Origin of the sequence: Arthrobacter sp. ISL-65 (assembly GCF_018613795.1) — a bacterium.
Classification (GTDB): domain Bacteria; phylum Actinomycetota; class Actinomycetes; order Actinomycetales; family Micrococcaceae; genus Arthrobacter.
This window is the reverse complement of the sequence record NZ_JAGGPN010000034.1, coordinates 74044-92965: the sequence shown is the minus strand read 5'-3', so window position 1 is coordinate 92965 and position 18922 is coordinate 74044. Positions and strand designations below refer to the sequence as shown.

20 protein-coding genes are annotated in these 18922 nt (G+C 66.3%); 14 read left to right on the top strand and 6 right to left on the bottom strand.

What is annotated here, in order from left to right; all coding sequences use genetic code 11:
- The first annotated feature begins 23 nt into the window (after positions 1-23).
- From rhaI to J7I85_RS14475, 7 genes are all read left to right on the top strand, one after another.
- Complete coding sequence (rhaI, locus tag J7I85_RS14505) at positions 24-1190, top strand: L-rhamnose isomerase (protein ID WP_214852788.1); 1167 nt, start codon at positions 24-26, stop codon at positions 1188-1190.
- Positions 1191-1195: 5 nt separating this feature from the next.
- Complete coding sequence (locus J7I85_RS14500; RefSeq protein ID WP_214852975.1) at positions 1196-3250, top strand: bifunctional aldolase/short-chain dehydrogenase; 2055 nt, start codon at positions 1196-1198, stop codon at positions 3248-3250.
- Positions 3247-4749 (top strand): rhamnulokinase family protein, encoded by a 1503-nt coding sequence (locus J7I85_RS14495; protein WP_214852785.1) that lies wholly within the window; start codon positions 3247-3249, stop codon positions 4747-4749. The genes J7I85_RS14500 and J7I85_RS14495 overlap by 4 nt, the downstream gene beginning before the upstream one ends.
- A 91-nt stretch (positions 4750-4840) precedes the next feature.
- Positions 4841-6145 (top strand): MFS transporter, encoded by a 1305-nt coding sequence (locus tag J7I85_RS14490; RefSeq protein WP_214852782.1) that lies wholly within the window; start codon positions 4841-4843, stop codon positions 6143-6145.
- A gap of 335 nt (positions 6146-6480) precedes the next feature.
- A complete protein-coding gene (locus J7I85_RS14485; protein WP_214852780.1) occupies positions 6481-7629 on the top strand; it encodes a 3-deoxy-7-phosphoheptulonate synthase in 1149 nt (382 codons plus the stop codon).
- Between the two features lie 98 nt (positions 7630-7727).
- Positions 7728-7940: a helix-turn-helix domain-containing protein gene (locus tag J7I85_RS14480; protein ID WP_003797758.1), complete on the top strand. Its 213-nt coding sequence runs from the start codon at positions 7728-7730 to the stop codon at positions 7938-7940.
- Positions 7941-8162: 222 nt separating this feature from the next.
- Positions 8163-8261: a 30S ribosomal protein bS22 gene (locus J7I85_RS14475; protein WP_003792170.1), complete on the top strand. Its 99-nt coding sequence runs from the start codon at positions 8163-8165 to the stop codon at positions 8259-8261.
- A gap of 171 nt (positions 8262-8432) precedes the next feature.
- Here the strand turns inward: J7I85_RS14475 and J7I85_RS14470 are convergent, their stop codons facing one another.
- Complete coding sequence (locus tag J7I85_RS14470) at positions 8433-9251, bottom strand: HAD family phosphatase (RefSeq protein WP_214852778.1); 819 nt, start codon at positions 9249-9251, stop codon at positions 8433-8435.
- A gap of 83 nt (positions 9252-9334) precedes the next feature.
- Here J7I85_RS14470 and J7I85_RS14465 point away from each other — a divergent pair, with 83 nt between their 5' ends.
- On the top strand, positions 9335-9592 hold the full coding sequence (locus J7I85_RS14465) for a glutaredoxin family protein (RefSeq protein ID WP_214852776.1): 258 nt from the start codon (positions 9335-9337) through the stop codon (positions 9590-9592).
- An 86-nt stretch (positions 9593-9678) separates the two neighbouring features.
- Complete coding sequence (locus tag J7I85_RS14460) at positions 9679-10383, top strand: redox-sensing transcriptional repressor Rex (protein WP_214852774.1); 705 nt, start codon at positions 9679-9681, stop codon at positions 10381-10383.
- A 94-nt stretch (positions 10384-10477) separates the two neighbouring features.
- Here J7I85_RS14460 and J7I85_RS14455 read toward each other — a convergent pair whose 3' ends face one another.
- The 3 genes from J7I85_RS14455 to J7I85_RS14445 form a co-directional block, all read right to left on the bottom strand.
- A complete protein-coding gene (locus J7I85_RS14455; RefSeq protein ID WP_214852772.1) occupies positions 10478-11392 on the bottom strand; it encodes a hypothetical protein in 915 nt (304 codons plus the stop codon).
- Positions 11393-11597: 205 nt separating this feature from the next.
- A complete protein-coding gene (locus tag J7I85_RS14450; protein WP_251024361.1) occupies positions 11598-12248 on the bottom strand; it encodes a hypothetical protein in 651 nt (216 codons plus the stop codon).
- 127 nt (positions 12249-12375) lie between these two features.
- Positions 12376-12924, bottom strand: coding sequence for a YceI family protein (locus J7I85_RS14445; RefSeq protein ID WP_214852770.1), 549 nt, complete (start codon positions 12922-12924; stop codon positions 12376-12378).
- 198 nt (positions 12925-13122) lie between these two features.
- Between J7I85_RS14445 and J7I85_RS14440 the strand changes: the two genes are divergently transcribed.
- From J7I85_RS14440 to ccsB, 5 genes are read left to right on the top strand one after another with little or no spacing between them, the layout of a single operon-like run.
- Entirely contained in the window at positions 13123-13788 is a 666-nt protein-coding gene (locus tag J7I85_RS14440) for a histidine phosphatase family protein (RefSeq protein ID WP_214852767.1), read from the top strand.
- A gap of 3 nt (positions 13789-13791) precedes the next feature.
- Positions 13792-14403 (top strand): TlpA disulfide reductase family protein, encoded by a 612-nt coding sequence (locus J7I85_RS14435; RefSeq protein ID WP_214852764.1) that lies wholly within the window; start codon positions 13792-13794, stop codon positions 14401-14403.
- A 6-nt stretch (positions 14404-14409) separates the two neighbouring features.
- Complete coding sequence (locus J7I85_RS14430; protein ID WP_111902162.1) at positions 14410-15165, top strand: cytochrome c biogenesis CcdA family protein; 756 nt, start codon at positions 14410-14412, stop codon at positions 15163-15165.
- Positions 15165-16910 (top strand): cytochrome c biogenesis protein ResB, encoded by a 1746-nt coding sequence (locus J7I85_RS14425; protein WP_214852762.1) that lies wholly within the window; start codon positions 15165-15167, stop codon positions 16908-16910. Before J7I85_RS14430 ends, J7I85_RS14425 begins: the two co-directional genes overlap by 1 nt.
- Positions 16910-18019 (top strand): c-type cytochrome biogenesis protein CcsB, encoded by a 1110-nt coding sequence (gene ccsB, locus J7I85_RS14420; RefSeq protein WP_214852760.1) that lies wholly within the window; start codon positions 16910-16912, stop codon positions 18017-18019. The genes J7I85_RS14425 and ccsB overlap by 1 nt, the downstream gene beginning before the upstream one ends.
- A 204-nt stretch (positions 18020-18223) precedes the next feature.
- On the opposite strand, the gene J7I85_RS25055 is transcribed toward ccsB, so the two are convergent.
- Both J7I85_RS25055 and J7I85_RS25050 read right to left on the bottom strand, forming a co-directional pair.
- Complete coding sequence (locus tag J7I85_RS25055) at positions 18224-18430, bottom strand: hypothetical protein (RefSeq protein WP_251024360.1); 207 nt, start codon at positions 18428-18430, stop codon at positions 18224-18226.
- A 37-nt stretch (positions 18431-18467) separates the two neighbouring features.
- Complete coding sequence (locus J7I85_RS25050; RefSeq protein WP_251024359.1) at positions 18468-18740, bottom strand: hypothetical protein; 273 nt, start codon at positions 18738-18740, stop codon at positions 18468-18470.
- Positions 18741-18922 lie beyond the last annotated feature (182 nt).

Here is an 18922-nt window from a genome sequence, read left to right as displayed (position 1 = left end):
CAAACACTGACGAAAGAAAGATCATGAACAACACAGCATCGGCACTGGGCCGGCTTTCGGAGCTTGCGATCGAGGTCCCGTCGTGGGCCTACGGCAACTCGGGCACCAGGTTCAAGGTGTTCGGCACGCCCGGTACCCCGCGCACCGTCCAGGAGAAACTGGCGGACGCCGCCAAGGTCCACGAGCTCACCGGCCTGGCGCCCACCGTGGCGCTGCACATCCCGTGGGACAAGGTGGACGACTACGCCGCCCTGAAGGAGTACGCGGCCGGCCTCGGTGTGGGGCTGGGCACGATCAACTCGAACACCTTCCAGGACGACGAGTACAAGTTCGGCTCGCTGACGTCATCGGACGACGCCGTCCGGCGCCGCGCGATCGACCATCACTTCGAGTGCATCGACATCATGCATGCCACCGGGTCCCGGGACCTGAAGATCTGGCTCGCGGACGGCACCAACTACCCCGGCCAGGATGACATGCGCGGCCGCCAGGACCGCCTAGCCGAGTCCCTGCAGGAGATCTACGCCCGCCTGGGCGAGGACCAGCGCCTGGTGCTGGAGTACAAGTTCTTCGAGCCGGCTTTCTACCACACGGACGTTCCGGACTGGGGCACCTCATACGCGCAGACCCTGGCGCTGGGCGAGAAGGCCTCTGTCTGCCTGGACACCGGCCACCACGCCCCCGGCACCAACATCGAGTTCATCGTGATGCAGCTGCTGCGCCTGGGCAAGCTGGGCTCGTTCGACTTCAACTCGCGCTTCTACGCGGACGATGACCTGATCGTGGGCGCCGCGGACCCGTTCCAGCTGTTCCGGATCATGTACGAAGTGATCCGCGGCGGCGGCTTCGGTAAAGACTCCGGCGTCGCACTCATGCTGGACCAGTGCCACAACCTGGAGGAGAAGATCCCGGGCCAGATCCGCTCGGTGCTGAACGTCCAGGAGATGACCGCCCGGGCCCTGCTGGTGGACGCCGCCGCGCTGGCCGAGGCGCAGCGTGCCGGGGACGTCCTGGCCGCGAACGCCGTGTTCAACGACGCCTTTTACACCGACGTCCGGCCGGTCCTGGCCGAATGGCGTGAATCCCGCGGGCTGCCCGCGGACCCGATGGCCGCCTACAAGGCCAGCGGCTACCAGAAGAAAATCAACGAGGACCGCGTGGGCGGCAAGCAATCCGGATGGGGCGCGTAAAGGGCATGAACATGCAGAACACAGCAATTAACAAGACGGTCCAGGACCTCATCGCCCGTTCCAACCGCCTGGGCGCGGACAAGCGGAACACCAACTTCGCCGGCGGCAACACCTCCGCGAAGGGCGCCGAAAAGGACCCCGTCACCGGCGAGGACGTCCAGCTCCTCTGGGTCAAAGGCTCCGGCGGGGACCTCGGCACGCTGCAGGCGCAGAACCTGGCCGTGTTGCGGCTTGACCGGCTGCAGGCGCTGAAGAACGTCTACCCGGGCGTGGAGCGCGAGGACGAGATGGTCGCGGCCTTCGACTACTGCCTGCACGGCAAGGGCGGCGCGGCCCCGTCCATCGACACCGCCATGCACGGCCTCGTGGACGCCGCCCATGTGGACCACCTGCACCCCGACTCCGGCATCGCCGTCGCCACGGCCGCCGACGGTGAGGCGCTGACCGCGAAGATCTTCGGCGACAAGGTGGTCTGGGTGCCCTGGCGCCGGCCGGGTTTCCAGCTGGGCCTGGACATCGCCGCGATCAAGGACGCCAACCCGCAGGCCATCGGCACCATCCTGGGCGGACACGGCATCACCGCCTGGGGCGAGACCAGCGAGGAAGCCGAAGCCAATTCGCTCTGGATCATCGATCAGGCCGAGCAGTACATCGCCCAGAATGGCAGGGCCGAACCCTTCGGCGCGAAGCTGCCCGGCTATGCCCCGCTGGCCGACGGGGAGCGGCGCGCGAAAGCCGCTGCGCTGGCTCCGGTGATCCGCGGGCTGGCCTCGGCGGACAAGCCGCAGGTTGGCCACTTCAGCGACGATGCCGCCGTGCTGGAGTTCCTCGAGGCCGCCGAGCACCCCCGCCTGGGCGCGCTGGGCACCTCCTGCCCGGACCATTTCCTGCGCACCAAGGTCAAGCCGCTCATCCTGGACCTGCCCGCGGACGCCTCCATCGAGGACTCCGTGGCCCGCCTCAAGGAGCTGCACGAGGAATACCGGAAGGACTACCAGGCCTACTACGACCGCCACGCCGATGCCGACTCACCGGCCCTGCGCGGTGCCGACCCCGCGATCGTGCTGGTCCCGGGTGTGGGCATGTTCTCCTTCGGCAAGGACAAGCAGACCGCCCGCGTCGCCGGGGAGTTCTACCTGAACGCGATCAACGTGATGCGCGGCGCCGAGGCGATCTCCACCTACGCCCCGATCGATGAAGCCGAGAAATTCCGGATCGAGTACTGGGCCCTGGAGGAAGCCAAGCTGGCCCGGATGCCCAAGCCCAAGTCCCACGCCACCCGCATCGCCCTGGTGACCGGCGCGGCGTCGGGCATCGGCAAGGCCATCGCCACCCGCCTCGCCGCGGAGGGCGCCTGCGTGGTCATCGCGGACCTGAACCTCGAGAACGCCCAGGCCGTGGCGGCCGAACTCGGCGGCCCGGACGTCGCCGTCGGTGTCCAGGCCGACGTCACCAACGAGGCCCAGGTGGCCGCCGCCATCGATGAAGCGGTGCTGGCCTTCGGCGGCGTGGACCTGGTGGTCAACAACGCCGGCCTGTCCATCTCCAAGCCGCTGCTGGAAACCACCGAGAAGGACTGGGACATCCAGCACAACGTCATGGCCAAGGGCTCCTTCCTGGTGGCCAAGGCCGCCGCGAAGGTCATGATCGAACAGGGCCTGGGCGGGGACATCATCTACATCTCCTCCAAGAACTCAGTGTTTGCCGGCCCGAACAACATCGCCTACTCCGCCACCAAAGCCGACCAGGCCCACCAGGTCCGCCTGCTCGCCGCGGAACTGGGCGAACACGGCATCCGCGTCAACGGCATCAACCCCGACGGCGTGGTCCGCGGCTCCGGGATCTTCGCCGGCGGCTGGGGAGCCAAGCGCGCCGCCGTCTACGGTGTGGACGAGGAAAAACTGGGCGAGTACTACGCCCAGCGCACCCTGCTCAAGCGCGAGGTCCTGCCCGAGCACGTCGCCAACGCCGCGGCCGTGCTCACCAGCAACGAACTCTCGCACACCACCGGCCTGCACATCCCCGTGGACGCCGGCGTCGCGGCAGCCTTCCTGCGGTGAGTACCGTGCCAACTGCCAGTGTCGACGGCGGCCTGTTCGCCGCCGTCGACATCGGCGCCTCCTCCGGGCGGGTCATCCTGGGACGGATCAGCACCGGAGCAGACGCCGCCGACGGCGGTCCGGCGCGGGCCACGCTCGACGTCGTGCACCGTTTCCCCAACGCCGTGGCGCAGTCCGACGGCGGCCTCCGCTGGGACTTCGACGCCCTCTTCGCCGAGGTGCTCACCGGCCTCGCTGCCGCCGGCACGGCGGCAACGGAGCAGGGGGAAACGATCATGAGCATCGGCATCGACACCTGGGCGGTGGACTATGGCCTGGTCAACAAGGCCGGCGAGCTCACCGCGCAGCCGTACAGCTACCGGGACGAGCGCAGCCGCGCCGCCGTCGCCCGGGTGCACGGCAAACTGGACCCGGCACGGCTCTATGCCACCACAGGGCTGCAGTTCCTGCAGTTCAACACGCTCTACCAGCTCGCCACCGAACCGGACCTGGGCGGGCTGCAGGCCCTGCTGATCCCGGACCTGATCGCGTTCCGGCTCACAGGCCAGCGTCGCACCGAGGCCACCAACGCCTCCACGACCGGGCTGTTCGACGCCGTCGCGGGGGAGTGGGCCATCGAGCTGTTCGGACCCCTGGGCCTGCCCAAGGATCTGTTCCCGCCGCTGATCCAGCCCGGCGAAACGCTGGGCACCCTGCTGCCCGGAATCGCCGAACGGACCGGGCTGCCAGCGGCAACCAAGGTGGTGGCCGTCGGCTCGCACGACACCGCCTCGGCCGTCGCCGCCGTTCCCGCGGAGCAGGAGAACTTCGCCTACATCTCCTCAGGGACATGGTCCCTAGTGGGGCTGGAGCTGAACAGCCCGGTGCTCACCAAAGCCAGCCGCGCGGCGAACTTCACCAACGAGCGCGGCGTGGACGGCACCACCCGGTACCTGCGCAACGTCGGCGGCCTCTGGCTGCTCAGCGAATGCCAGCGCACCTGGGCCGAGGGCGGCTACCGGCCCGCGATCGGGGATCTCCTCGAGGCGGCCGCGGCGCTCCCGTCCGGCGGGCCGCGGATCAACCCCGACGATCCCGCCTTCATCGCCCCGGACAACATGCCGGACCGCATCCGCGCCGCAGCGCGCAACACCGGCGCCGTCCTTCCCGACGACCCGGCAGCGACCGTCCGCTGCATCCTGGACAGCCTCGCCGCCGGCTACGCCCGCACCATCGCCGACGCCGAACGCCTCGCCGGTGTTGCCGCCGACGTGGTGCACATCGTCGGCGGCGGTTCGCAGAACGCGCTGCTCTGCCGGCTCACCGCCCAAGCCACCGGCAGACCCGTCATCGCCGGCCCAGTTGAGGCGACAGCCCTCGGCAACGTGCTCATCCAGGCGCGGGCAGCAGGTGTGGCTAATGGCGGTTTACGGCAGCTTCGCAGGATAGTCGGTGCCGGAACGAGCCTGTGCCGCTACGAACCCCTCGACCTCACCTTGAACGCCTCCGCGACGAACTGACGGCTTGCCGGAGTCCTTGAAACGTATCAAAACAGGGCGGGCCAATCGCGGCTGCCCGGCGCCAACGGCGTCGCCAGAGAAAGATTCATAAATGACCAACACACCAGAGATAGGCGGCTGGAAGGCCACTGTCGCCGTGTCCATGTCCAACTACATCGAAGCCGGATCCATTATTGCCTTGGCGACGAGCCTGACGCTGTGGCAGGAGTATTTCGGCTTCAGCAACCTTGTTGTTGGGCTTATCGCCGCCCTGAGCGCCAACGCGTTCGGTGCTGCGGTCGGCGCGCTGATCGGCGGCCCACTGGGGGACCGCTACGGCCGCAAGTTCATCTACACCTACGACCTGATCCTGTACATGATCGGCACAGCCCTGGTGATTTTTGCCGTGGCCCCCTGGATGCTCATCGTCGGCGTGATCCTCACAGGGATCGCAGTCGGAGCCGGTGTGCCCGTCGCCTGGACCTATATCGCCGAAGAGGCGCCCTCTGAACAGCGGGCCCGGCACGTGGGTACAGCGCAGTTTGCGTGGTCGCTCGCTCCGGCCCCGGTCTTCCTCCTTGCCACGGTCGTCGTTCCGCTCGGGTTGCTGGGCAGCAGGCTGGTCTTCGCGCACCTGTTCGTCATTGCATTCGTCACCTGGTGGATCCGCCGCCGACTTTCCGAATCCCACACCTGGAAGAAGTCGAACGAAGCGCGTCTGCTGGAGGAGGCATCCGGCGTCAAACGCCGCAACTACCGCGAGTTGCTGACCAACGCCACCAACCTGAAGGCCATTCTTTTCCTGGTGGGCGTCTACGCCCTCTGGAACCTGGTTGCCGGGCAGATGGGCATATTCATGCCGCGGGTCTACGAGTCGTCCGGCGTTGAATCGTCCGCAGATCAGAATCTGCTGCAGGTGCTGCTGTGGACGCTGACCGTCGTGGCAACATACTTCGGCTTCATGAAGTACGGCGACCGCGTTGACCGGCGGCTGCTGTACGGGATCGGCGCCGTGCTGGGCCTTGCCGCCTGGGTCCTGCTGGTCTTTGTCCACGTCACACCGCCGGTATTGATTCTCTTCGCGGCACTGTGGGGCATCTCGGCCGGCATCGGCGCCCAGGCCTTTTACGCCCTGTGGGCAGCCGAGATGTTCGCAACCCGCTACCGGGCCAGCGCGCAGGGGGTGCTCTTTTTCGTTGCCCGCATCGTTGTCGGCCTGCTGAGCTACTGGTTCCCGACGCTGCTGGCTGAGCAAGGTGTGCCCTTTGTTGGCCTCATCATGATCGGGGCGTTGGTGGCCGCCATGATCATCGGGCTTGTCTGGGCACCGGACACCCGGGGCAAGAGTTTGGAACAGATCGAGCAGGAACGCTACGGCGAGCGTGCCAATCAGCGGGTGGAACAAACCACGGCATAAACGGCCCCAGACCAGCGCGAACGTACACTTGTGGCCCTTGGGAAACGTTTCCTGGGGGCCACAAGTGTCCGTTCGCGCTCCCGCCGGTCTGCGGTGCCGCGTGGTCCGACTGTGACGCAGCCGATTTGGCGATCCACCAGGGTGGGCTTATGGTCGTTTCCATGACTAACCGTTGGTATGCGTATTTTTCGTTGGCTCTGGAGGGGCCCGCGTCTAACTGACACGCATCCAACTTTCCTTCAGAGCCAACAGGGCAGAGATCATTCTCTGCCCTTCGCCATATCTACGGCGGGTTCTGATCAGGGGCCCGCTCCCACCCGGAACAGGACCCCAAAATGAGCGCAACAGTCACCGAACCCCAGCAGTCGCCCGCATCGTCGACGTCGAAACGCCAGTCCACGTCGAACCTGAGGGTCAGCGAGATCACCGCCCTGCCCACACCTCAGGAAATGATCGCGGAACTGCCGCTGGACGCGAAGGCGGCCGACGTCGTCGAACGCGGCCGCGACGAAGTCCGCGCCATCATGGACGGTGTGGACGACCGCCTGCTGGTGATCGTCGGTCCGTGCTCCATCCACGACCCCAAGGCCGGCCTGGAATACGCCCGCCGGCTGGTCAGCCAGGCCGAGAAGCACAAGGAAGACCTGCTCATCGTCCTGCGCGCCTACTTCGAAAAGCCCCGCACCACGGTCGGCTGGAAGGGCCTCATCAACGATCCGCACCTGGACGGCAGCCACGACATCGCCGGCGGCCTGCGCTCGGCCCGTAGCTTCCTGCAGCAGGTCACCGCCCTGGGGCTCCCCACCGCCACCGAGTTCCTCGAGCCCATCAGCCCGCAGTACATGGCCGACCTCATTTCCTGGGGCGCCATCGGCGCGCGGACCACGGAAAGCCAGATCCACCGGCAGCTCGCCTCCGGCCTCTCCATGCCCATCGGCTTCAAGAACGGGACCGACGGCGACCTCCAGGTTGCGGTCGACGCCTGCGGCGCTGCCGCCGCAGCCCAGGCCTTCCTCGGGATCGACGGCGACGGCCGGGCCGCGCTGGTGTCCACCTCCGGCAACCCCGACACCCACGTGATCCTCCGCGGCGGCCGGAAGGGCCCCAACTACTCCGCCGCCGACGTCGAAGCGGCCTCGGCCAAGCTCGCCGCCAAGAACCTCAACCCGCGGCTGATCGTGGACGCCAGCCACGCCAACAGCGGCAAGAGCCACCACCGCCAGGCCGAGGTGGCGCTCGAGATCGGCGCCCAGCTCGAGGACGCGGGAACGGCCGCAGCAGCGATCGCCGGCGTCATGCTGGAGAGCTTCCTCGTGGGCGGCGCGCAGAACCTCGACGTGGCCGAACACGCCGCGGGACGCTCGGACCTGGCCTACGGCCAGAGCGTCACGGACGCCTGCATGGAGTGGGATGTGACGGCCTCCGTCCTCGAACAACTGGCCGCATCGTCCCGGAAGCGTCGCGCTTTCACAATGGCCACGTGAGCATCTAGAGTAACTAGCACACGGTTGTTCGATGGCTCAGCATCGGCGCACACCGCAGATAGACCGGCGTCGTTGCTGAGAGCAAAGGAATATGGGTAATGTCCGCAGAGTCGAACTTCTCGAACGCCAAGTTCTTGACCGTGGCCGAGGTGGCTGAGGTAATGCGTGTCTCCAAAATGACCGTGTACCGCCTTGTCCATTCGGGGGAGATGCCTGCCGTCAGGTTCGGCCGCTCCTACCGCGTCCCGGAGACCGCCGTCGAACAGTACCTCAAGGGTGCTGTCGTGGACGGTCATACCGGCACCGCCTAACCGGACCCGACTGACCGCACCGATCCCGTGGTTGCTGCAGCCGCCTTGGGGGCCGCTGCACGCCACAGGAGCTGTGCTGGTCAGGGGGTGCTCCGGATAAGCGGTACGCTGTTAAGGAACGTTTTACGTCATTGTAAGAATCTGTCAGTTGTTCAGTCTGTTGCTTAGTCCACGGACCTTCTCCATCAGACAGGTACTGCATCTAGTTTGTAAGGAACTTTCGTGGGTTCAGTTATTAAGAAGCGTCGCAAGCGTATGGCCAAGAAGAAGCACCGCAAGTTGCTTCGTAAGACCCGCCACCAGCGCCGCAATAAGAAGTAGAGCTAGCTCTACGCGTCAATGCCCGCTCCCTTTCGAGGGTGCGGGCATTTTTGCGTCCAGCGACGCGCAAGCCGCCTGCGACGCGCCAGCCGCCCGCGACGCGCAAAACGTCTGGCGCACGGGGAATTCCCGTGTTGTGGGGGAATCTGCGCGTCGAGGGGGAAAGCAGCGTCAGGCGCGGGGGCCGCGGAAGCGCGTGTAGCCCCGCCAGAGGCCGTAGACTGCTCCGCCTGCTGTGGCTGCTTTGAGGCCCAGGGTGGCGGCCCGGCGGCCGGCGCGGAAGTCGTAGACCGGCCAGTTGTGTTCGCGGGCGTGCTTGCGCAGGCGGGCGTCCGGGTTGATCGCCACGGGGTGGCCCACCATCGTCAGCAGCGGGATGTCGTTGTAGGAGTCGCTGTACGCCCAGCAGCGCTTCAGGTCCAGTCCGTGGTAGTCCGCGATGCCCTGGACCGCCACGGCCTTGGCTGCACCGTGCAGGATGTCCCCGACGAGCCTGCCGGTGTAGAAGCCGTCCTTGGTCTCGCCCACTGTCCCGAGGGCGCCGGTGAGCCCCAGCCGGGTAGAAATCACCGTGGCCACCTCGATCGGCGTCGCGGTGACGAGCCACACCTTCCGGCCCACCCGCAGGTGCTGCTCGGCCAGGGCCTTCGCGCCGGGCCAGATCCGGGAGGCGATCATCTCGTCGTAGACTTCCTCGCCCAGCGCCCTGATGTCCTCCTCCGTGATGCCGGCGGCAAGCCTCAGCGCGGAATCCCGCACCGCGTGGACGTCATTGAGGTTCTCGCCCCGGAGCACGAACTTGAGCTGCTTCCACGCCATACCCGCTGCCTGCGCAATTGTGAAGGCTCCGCGCTGGTGCATTTTCCTGGCCACGTGGAACAGGCTGGCGCCGCGCATGAGGGTGTTGTCGACGTCGAAGAAGGCTGCCTCGCCGTGTTGCTGCTTCGCAACCGGACGGTGGGCCACAGCGACGTACTTCTCCTCGGGCATGCCACTGAGTCTAGTCAATGCAGTACCCCGCACCTGACGGCCGCCGCGTCGCTCACCGCCGGGAACGGCGATACGGTTGAAGCATGGCAAACCCCGACGTCGTTCTCCTCACCAAAGCTGACTGCCACCTGTGCGCCGCGGCACGCGACGCCGTCGGCCGGGTGACTGCCGGGCTGGGACTTTCATGGTCGGAGCGGCAGCTGGACTCAGACGACGAACTGCGCGACCGCTACGCCGAGGAGATTCCGGTGGTGCTGGTGGACGGGATCCAGCGCGACTTCTGGAAGATCGACGAGGCGCGCCTGGAGCGTGTCTTGCGCCATGCCATCGCAGGGGATTAGCTGATTTCGAACAATGGCGTCGGCTTTGTTGACATAACTGATGGGGATTTAGAGTGGACTCACAACGCGACGCAACGGAGCAGATAGTGACTTCGCTCGATCTACCACCCCAGGCCGTGCCCGGGCCAACCGGGCCCACCGGTGCTGCCGGAAAGCAGATTCCGCCGGCAGCCGTGGCCCGGCTGACGATCTACCTGCGTGCGCTTAACTCCTTGCTGGCCGAAGGCACCGAGCGCGTCTCCTCCGAGTCACTGGCTGAGCTTTCCGGGGTCAGCTCCTCAACCCTCCGCAAGGATCTGTCCCACGTGGGCTCCTATGGCACCCGCGGCGTGGGCTATGAGGTGCAGTACCTGAGCCGCCACATCGCCGCCGCACTGGGCCTGACGCATGACTGGAAAGTCGCGATTGTCGGCGCCGGCAACCTGGGCAAGGCACTGGCCCGCTACGGCGGCTTCGAATCCAGGGGCTTTGACGTGGTTGCCATCTTCGACGCCGACCAGATGGTGGTGGGCAACGAGGTGGGCTGGCTGCGGGTCAGCGACGTTGCGGACCTGGAAACCGTCCTGGAGCGGACCGGCACCAACATGGTGGTGCTGGCGCTGCCTGCCGTAGTGGCCCAGAGCATCTGTGACCGGGTGGTGGGCGCCGGCGTGCGCAGCATCCTCAGTTTTGCGCCCGTGATGCTCCAGGTGCCCGAGGACGTGACGCTGAGGAAGGTGGACATGGCCACCGAGCTGCAGATCCTGGCCTACCACGCGCAACGGGCGCAGACGCCCGGCAAGCCGGAGTAACTCCGGCTTTCAGGAATCCGCGCCCGTTGGCGGGAAGGCTTGTTGCTTTCCGGGTGCCTAGCGGCTTGCCCGTAGCTAACAGCCTGCGCTGTGCCTAGCGGCCGTAGGGGCCGCCCGGCTGCGAGTAGGGGTTGGCGAACGGCTGTGGCTTCTGGAAGTACGGTGCCGCTCCCGGCAGGTACAGCATCACGATCGCGGCGATGCCGAGGAGGCCCACCAGGGTGTTCAGGCCCAGCGGGAAAAGGCTGAACACAGAGAGTGCCGCAAAGACGGTGCCCAGGATGCGTGCCCAGTTCTTGCCCTTCCGGACGTTGAACGCCACCAGTGCATAGAGGCCGGCGCCGATCAGGGCAAAGACCACCATGGTTCCGATGATGAAGCCCTTGACGTCCTCGAACGCGATGTTCTGGCCGCTGCCGCGCAGCTGCTCTTCGAACGTGCTCCGCATGGCCGGGTCATCCAGGGTGGGAATTGTGATCAGGATGGACAGGATCGACAGGACGCCCGCAGCGATGATCATCCAGAAGGAATAATTCACGAGCTTCGGGACGCCGGCTCCGGTGGCTGCCTGGGCCTGTTCCGACGGGTACTGCCCGTAGGGGGACTGGCCATAAGGGCTCTGGCCGTAGGGGGACTGACCGGACTGCGACTGTCCATACTGCGGCGAGTTCTGGCCATACTGGGGCTGTCCGTATTGGGGAGCGCCTTGTCCGCCGCCCTGTCCGTACTGTGGCGAGTTCTGGCCGTATTGTGGAGCATTCTGTCCGTACTGGGGAGCGCCTTGTCCGCCCTGCCCGTCCTGTCCGCCCTGTCCGTACTGCGGTGCGTTCTGGCCGTACTGCGGTGCGTTCTGGCCGTACTGCGGGGTGCCCTGCCCGAACTGGGGAGTGTTCTGTCCGTACTGGGGCGCGTCCTGACCGTAGCGGGGCTGCCCGTTGCCTGGCTGGGAACCGTCGTCGGGCTCGTTGGAGCCGGGGTCATTGGAGTGCGGGACTGGAGGATTGCTCATGAGCGGTCCTTTGCGTAGTGACGTCTGAATCGGCTACCGGTTCAGACGCCTGCCCTCCCCAGCATGGTTCACTTCCCACCGTACCCCTCAGCGGGTGCGCGGTGGATCATTCCGGAGAGGTATTCCAAAGGCGGGCCAACCTGCGGAAACGCTGCCGGCAGTGGATTCTCCGCTTTGAAAATTGGCGGCGTTGCCGGGTATCCGATCAGGGGCCGCCCCGTGCCACGTCGAACCATTTCTGCGAGTTGGGTACCCACATCAGCACCGTGGCCACGAGACTGACCAGGAAGCCCAGCCAGTTCCCGTCCTGGCCCGCCGGGAAACTCGAGCTGATGATGGCCAGCAGCAGCGAAGCCACGGCCACGATGGTGAGGGCCAGCCGCGCCCACTCCTTGCCCTCCTTCAGCTTCATGGCCAGGACAATTTGTGCCGCGGCCAGTGCCAGGGCCACAAGGACGAGCAGCAGCACCAGGATGGCCACGGCGGGGATGATCGCGAACAGCACGAGCACCCCAAAGATGCCGATCACACCGCCCAGCAGCCCCAGCAGGCCGCCGATCACCCAGATCCAGTAGGACACCTTGAGCTCTGTGGGAAGCCCCGTCGCGTCGAAGAGGCCGGAGAAGCCGCCGGCTGGCAGAGCCTCGCCGAAGTTCCGTGGCCGGTCTGCCGGCATCTCGAAAGCGAACCGGCCCCCACCGGCGGGCGGCTGCTGCCCCGGGGACTGCTGTCCGGGCGGCTGCTGCCCCGGCGTCGGCTGCCCCGGCGTCGGCTGACCCGGCGTCGGACGTTCGCTGCCGGACGGCGGCACTGCCCCGGGCTCTTGGGGCTCCGGTTCATCGCTGGGGGTGCTCATGGCTTTCACTTTATGCCCGGGATTGTGCCAATTCCAGAAGGCCGGAACGCCGAACGCCCCGTCTGCGGAGAGTCCGCGGACGGGGCGTTTCGCTGCCAGTAATCGTGGCTGCGGGCCTGCCTGAAACCTAGGCTGCAGGTGCGATGAAGGCCAGTTCAAGGTTGATGGCAACCTTGTCGCTGACCAGGACGCCGCCGGCTTCCAGCACGGCGTTCCAGGTCAGGCCGAAGTCCTTGCGGCTGATGGTTGTCTCGGCGGAAACACCGGCGCGGGTGTTGCCGAAGGGGTCAACTGCAACGCCGTTGAACTCGGTCTCGAGCGAGACGGGGCGGGTGACGCCCTTGATGGTCAGGTCGCCCTGGAGTTCGTAGCTGTCGCCGTTGGCCACGAGGCCGTTGGAGACGAAGGAGATCTCGGGGAACTTTTCGACGTCGAAAAAGTCTTCGCCGCGGACGTGGCCGTCGCGGTTGGCGTCGCCGGAGTCGAAGCTGGCCGTCTGGATGGTGGCCTGGACCTTGGTGGCCGTCACGTCGTCGGCGAGGTCCAGGGTTGCGGTGGCGTCCTTGAACTGGCCGCGGACCTTGCTGATGCCGGCGTGGCGGACGGTGAATGCGATTTCGCTGTGGGAGTTGTCGAGGGTCCAGGTGCCGCGGGCGAGTTCGGTGGAAAGTGCCATGGTGGTTCTCCTTGTATCAGTAGGTCAATCCGGTGATCGTTGAAGCTTTCGTTGAAGTCTCAACTAACTGCTGCATCCAGTATAAACATGCATTTGCATCTTTTATTCCACCGGTAGGGAACTTTTCTGAAAATTTCTGAGTTCTACTTGATGTAGAAGATTTCGCCATTACCCCTGCCCTTTGAGAAACTGGTAGACATGCCCCAAGCCACTGTCCATTTGCTCCGCCACGGCGAGGTCCATAACCCCGAAGGTGTCCTGTACGGCAGGCTGCCTGAATTCCACCTCTCTGAGCTTGGTCGGCAGATGGCGCAGACGCTCGCCGAGCACTTCCGCGAACGCGTCTCCCAGGGCGCCAACATCGTGTACCTGGCGGCGTCGCCACTTACCCGTGCCCAGGAAACTGCCCAGCCCACGTCAGAAGCTCTCGGGCTGGACATCCACACCGACGGCCGCATCATCGAGGCGGAAAACTACTTCGAAGGGATGAAGGTCACCAAGACCGAGTTGCGCAAACCCAAGCACTGGCCGCACCTGATCAACCCTTTCCGACCGTCCTGGGGCGAGCCCTACAAGCTGCAGGCAGCCCGTGTGACCGAGGCCGTCCAGGAAGCGCGCGCCAAGGCCATCGAGCTTGGCGGCGACGCTGCCGAGGCCATCCTGGTCTGCCACCAGCTTCCGATCTGGGCCACGCGGCTCAGCGCCGAGGGCAAGCCGCTGTGGCACGATCCGCGGAAACGCGAATGCACCCTGACTTCCCTCACCTCCCTGGTTTTCCGCGACGACGGTGCCCTGCTGCGCGTGGAGTACAGCGAACCCGCCGCCGCCCTTCTTCCCGGTGCCTCGAGCACCCCCGGAGCCTAAGTTATGACTGAAACACCCAGAAGTTCCCGCCGCAGCGTCCTCGCCGCCGGCGGCCTGGCCCTCGCCGCGATCACCCTGGGCCTGTCCGCCTGCGCCCAGGAGGACGCCCTGGCCAAGCAAGCCAAGGCCGGGGACAACAAGAACTACGTGGCCGGCGACGGCTCGGTGACGGAATTTGCCGCGGCAGACCGCAAATCCGCCGTCGAAATCCAGGGCACCCTGTTCAACGGCACTGACGTGGCGCCCAAGGATTTCCTGGGCAAGGTCACCGTGCTGAACTTCTGGTTCGCCGCCTGCGCGCCGTGCCGGGTGGAGGCGCCGTCCCTGGAAGCCCTCCACCAGGAGTTCAAGACCAAGGGCGTCCAGTTCTTCGGCGTGAACCTGCGCGATGAGAAGGCCACAGCTGACGCCTTCGACAAGACCTTCGGCCTCACCTACCCGAGCTTCGATGACAAGGACGGCAGCGTGCTGCTGGCCGTGTCCGGCCTGGTGCCCCCGGGCGCCGTCCCCACGACGCTCGTGGTGGACAAGCAGGGCCGGGTGGCGTCGCGTGTGCTGGGGGAGATCGAGAAGGGCACACTCAAAGCTCTCATCCAGTCTGCCGTGGCAGAGTAACCTCCCGTGAACAGCCCCTTCGCCGAAGCCATCCTGAACGGTTCGCTGCTGCTCGCCATCCCCGTGGCGCTGCTGGCCGGACTGGTGTCCTTCCTCTCACCGTGCGTGCTCCCGCTGGTCCCCGGATACCTGGGCTACGTCACGGGCCTCACCGGCGTGGACCTGCAGAAGCAGAAGCGCGGCCGCATGCTCGCCGGCATCGGCCTGTTCGTGCTCGGCTTCTCGGTGATTTTCGTGCTGCTCGGCGGCGCGTTCGGACAGCTGGGCTCGCTGATCTCGGGCGGGCAGAACGCCTGGGTTACGCAAGTCCTGGGCGTCCTGGTGATCCTCATGGGCGTGGTGTTCATGGGCGGCTTCTCCTGGTTCCAGCGCGACGCCAAGATCCACGCCAAACCGCCGGCAGGCCTCTGGGGCGCGCCGCTGCTGGGAATCACGTTCGGCCTCGGCTGGGCGCCCTGCATCGGCCCCACCTATTCCGCCGTCCAGCTCCTGAGCCTCTCCGGCGGCTCCTCCGCCGCTAAAGGTGCGTTCCTGGCCTTCGTCTATAGCCTTGGGCTGGGCATCCCGTTCCTGCTGATCGCCCTGGCGGTGCGCCGCGGCGCGGGAGTGATGTCCTTCTTCCGCAAGCACCGGCTGGCCATCCAGCGCACCGGCGGTGGAGTCCTGATTGTCCTGGGCATCCTGATGGCCACGGGTCTGTGGGGAGCCTGGGTCACCGAGTTGCAGTACTGGTTCCAAACCGATGTGAAGTTGCCGATCTGATGAGCGAGCGTGTGAAGTCAACCGAGAAATCCCCGGCCGAGGACGCCCCGCAGCCCGGGCCTGCCCATAAAGACGGCGCGCCCAAGGACGCCGTAAAGGCTGCCAAGGCCGGGGCCGCCCTCCCGTCCCTGGGCGTCGTGGGCATGCTCCGCTGGGCCTGGACCCAGCTGACCAGCATGCGCACCGCGCTGTTCCTCCTCCTGCTGCTGGCGGTGGCCGCGGTGCCCGGATCGCTGTTCCCGCAGCGGCCGGCCAACCCCTCGGTGGTCACGCAGTACATCAAGGACCACCCGGACTACGGCAAGCTGCTCGATTCGCTGCAGCTGTACGACGTCTACTCCTCGGCCTGGTTCTCGGCCATTTACATCCTGCTTTTCATCTCGTTGATCGGCTGCGTGGTACCCCGCGCCATCGCCCACTACAGGGCCATGCGCTCGCAGCCGCCGCGCACCCCGAAGCGACTGTCCCGCCTGCCCGAGTACGGCACCCTGGTGCTGCCCGCGGAGGCCGGCATCCCGGCGTCGGACGCCATTGAGGACGCAGCGGCGCTGCTGAAGAAACGCGGATACCGCGTTGAGGTACGGCACGACGACGGCGCGCGGCCGTCTTTGGGGGCCGAACGCGGCTTCCTGAGGGAAGTGGGAAACCTAGTCTTCCACACCTCGCTGATCGGCGTGCTGGTGTCCGTTGCCGTCGGCGGGCTGTTCGGCTACAGCGGCCAGCGGATCCTGGTGGAGGGCGACACGTTCGTGAACACCCTGGTGGGCTATGACCAGTTCACCCCCGGCACCAACTTCCAGAGCAGCCAGCTCCAGCCCTACTCCATTCAGCTGGACAAGTTCCAGGCCACGTTCGACCGCGAATCGCAGGGCAAGTTCGGCCAGCCCATTGACTTCACGGCGGACGTCACCACCAAGGAAAACCCCGGGGCGCCGGCCAAGAAGGAAGTCCTCAAGGTCAACGACCCCGTGACCCTCGGCGGCACCAGCATCTACCTGACGGGCAACGGCTACGCCCCGGTGGTCACGGTCCGCGACGGCAAGGGCAACGTGGCCATGCAGGGTCCCGTGGTGGCCAAGCTGCAGGGCGAGAACTACTACTCATCCGTGGTGATCAAGGTCCCCGACGCGAAGCCCGACCAGCTGGGCTTCGCCGGCTTCTTCCTGCCGACTGCGTTCGTGACCGAGCAGGGCATCTCCTTCAGCGGCGACCCGGACCTCATCAACCCGCAGCTGAGCCTAAACTCGTACTACGGCGACCTCGGCCTGGACAAGGGCGCACCGCAGAACGTGTTTGAGCTTGACGTCAAGGGCCTCAAGGAGCTCAACAGCCGCAAGGCTGAGGCGGGTGGCATCACGCTCGCGCCGGGCAACACCTACACGCTGCCCCAAGGCAAGGGGTCCATCACGTTCGACGGCGTCAAGAAGTACGTGGGCGTGGACATCCACCACAACCCCGGGCAGCTTTCCGCGCTGATCTTCGCGCTGCTTGCCGTGGCCGGACTCATCGTCTCGCTCTACGTGAACCGGCGCCGGGTCTGGGTACGCACCGGCACCCACGAGGACGGCCGGACCATGGTGGAGTACGGCCTCCTGGCCCGCGGCGAGGACCACCGGCTTGCCGGCGAGGCCGCAACGCTGCGCAGCCTTCTGTCGCGCAAGTGGAACCTGGACGCCGACAACCCCGAAACAGCACCTTCCAACTCCTCACCAGCCGGCTCGCCTGAGCCGAAGAAGGACCAGTAATGTTTCCCATCAACGAGACCATGGGCCAGTACAGCGAGCTCTTCATGCTGCTGGCGGCCGGCACCTACACCGTCGCCTTCATCGCGTTCGCGTGGGACCTGGCCAGGAGCAGCAAGTCCCTGAAGGCGATTGACGTCAAGGCCGCTGCTGCCGGTACGTCGGCGGACGCGTCCGCCAAGGTTACGGTGGCGGCGGGCGCGTCCGTAGGGGCAGGCACGTCGCGGACCGCGGGCAGCGGTGAGGGCCGCCTGTCCGGACCGGCAGACCGTGCCGAGCGGCCGTCGTCGTACGCCTCCTCTGCGAACGGCGCCGCCGGGCAGACCGCCGACGACAGCATGCGCTATGGCGAACGCCGGGCCCCCGCGCGCGTTGCCGTGGCACTGACCGTCCTGGGCGCCGCGATCCACGCCGCCGCCGTGCTGACCCGCGCTGTCGGTGCCGGCCGTGTGCCGTGGGGCAACATGTACGAGTTCCTCACCACCGGCGCGTTCGTGGCCGCGGCCGTGTTCCTCGTGGTGCTGGTCCGCCGCGACCTGCGCTTCCTAGGCACCTTCGTGGTGGGCCTGGTGATCATCATGCTGGTGGCCGCGTCCGTGGCGTTCTGGACGCCTGTGGGCCACCTGGTGCCGGCGCTGCAGAGCTACTGGCTGATCATCCACGTCTCCATTGCCGTGCTGTCCTCGGCGCTGTTCACCCTGACGTTTGCCATGTCCGCGCTGCAGCTGGTCCAGTCGCACCGGCAGAGGACCATTGCGGCCGGTGGTGCGGACAAGCTGGGGTTCATGCGCCTGGTGCCGTCCGCGCTGAGCCTTGAGAACCTGTCCTACCGCATCAACGCGATCGCCTTCATCGGCTGGACGTTCACCCTCATGTTCGGAGCCATCTGGGCGGAGAAGGCCTGGGGACGGTTCTGGGGCTGGGACACCAAGGAAGTGTGGACCTTCGTGATCTGGGTGGTCTACGCCGGTTACCTGCACGCCCGCGCCACCCGCGGCTGGACGGGGACCCGGGCGGCCTGGCTGTCGATCGTGGGCTACCTGTGCGTGGTCTTCAACTTCACCATCGTGAACCAGTTCTTCAACGGCCTGCACTCCTACTCGGGGCTGTAGGGGTTCTGTAGCTTTCCTCGCTGTGCGGGGGCTTTCGGGGCCGCGTCGATTTACCAAAAAGGGCCGCAGGGGCTCATCGATTTACCAAAAGGGCCGCTCAGCTTGCTGCTGGGCGGCCCTTTCTGGCGAAACGGTGAGGGCCAGCGGGCAGGCTTCCAGCCACGGCTTGTTAGCGCCGCCCGCACCCTGGCGACGGCGCTTGGCTCAATGCCCGGTGCAAACGGGTCCAGGGTCAAACTGCGTCAGGACCACCACCAGCCAGCCGAGACTGCGTGCGTTTTCGTCGCGGTAGATGTCGCTTCCCCGCTGGGCCGGGGTGCCGGGGTGGCCGCCGTCGTACTGGATGGCAATTTTGAACTCTTCGTAGGACATGTCGGGGTCCTGGATCCAGCCGCCGGTCTCGTCGAACATGGAACGTTGATGCCTGGTTCGGGTAGTCCCGCGGCAGTCAGCAGAAGCCGCAGTTCGCCTTCGGTGAATTCGTGTTCGCGCGGATGAGGGTCCTGGCCTTCGTTGCCTTGGGGTAGCCAGCCCTGCCCTTCTTTTCTGCGAGGAAAGCGTCCAATGCCTCCGGCGTGCAGAGGGGTGCCTTGCGGCGCAGAAGGAAGTCGCCGGCAATGACCAGGTCTTCCAGTGTGAGGATGCCGGCCAGGTCGAACCAGGTCCGAAGCGGTGACGTGCAGGCCACGTAACGGCCGTCGAAAGCCGAGGGCTCGGACACGCCTTCGGGTTAGCCCGGCAGCTGTGGCCTGGCGGATGGTGAACGGCTGTGCCTGCAGGGCGGGAGGAAGGGGGCGTGGACGCGGCATAGGAGCATTCTGCTGCCCGAAGTGTGCCTGCGTGTCGTTGTCCACCATTCAGGCCCGATGTGGAGGAACAGTCTTCGGCGCCTTGTTTCGCCGT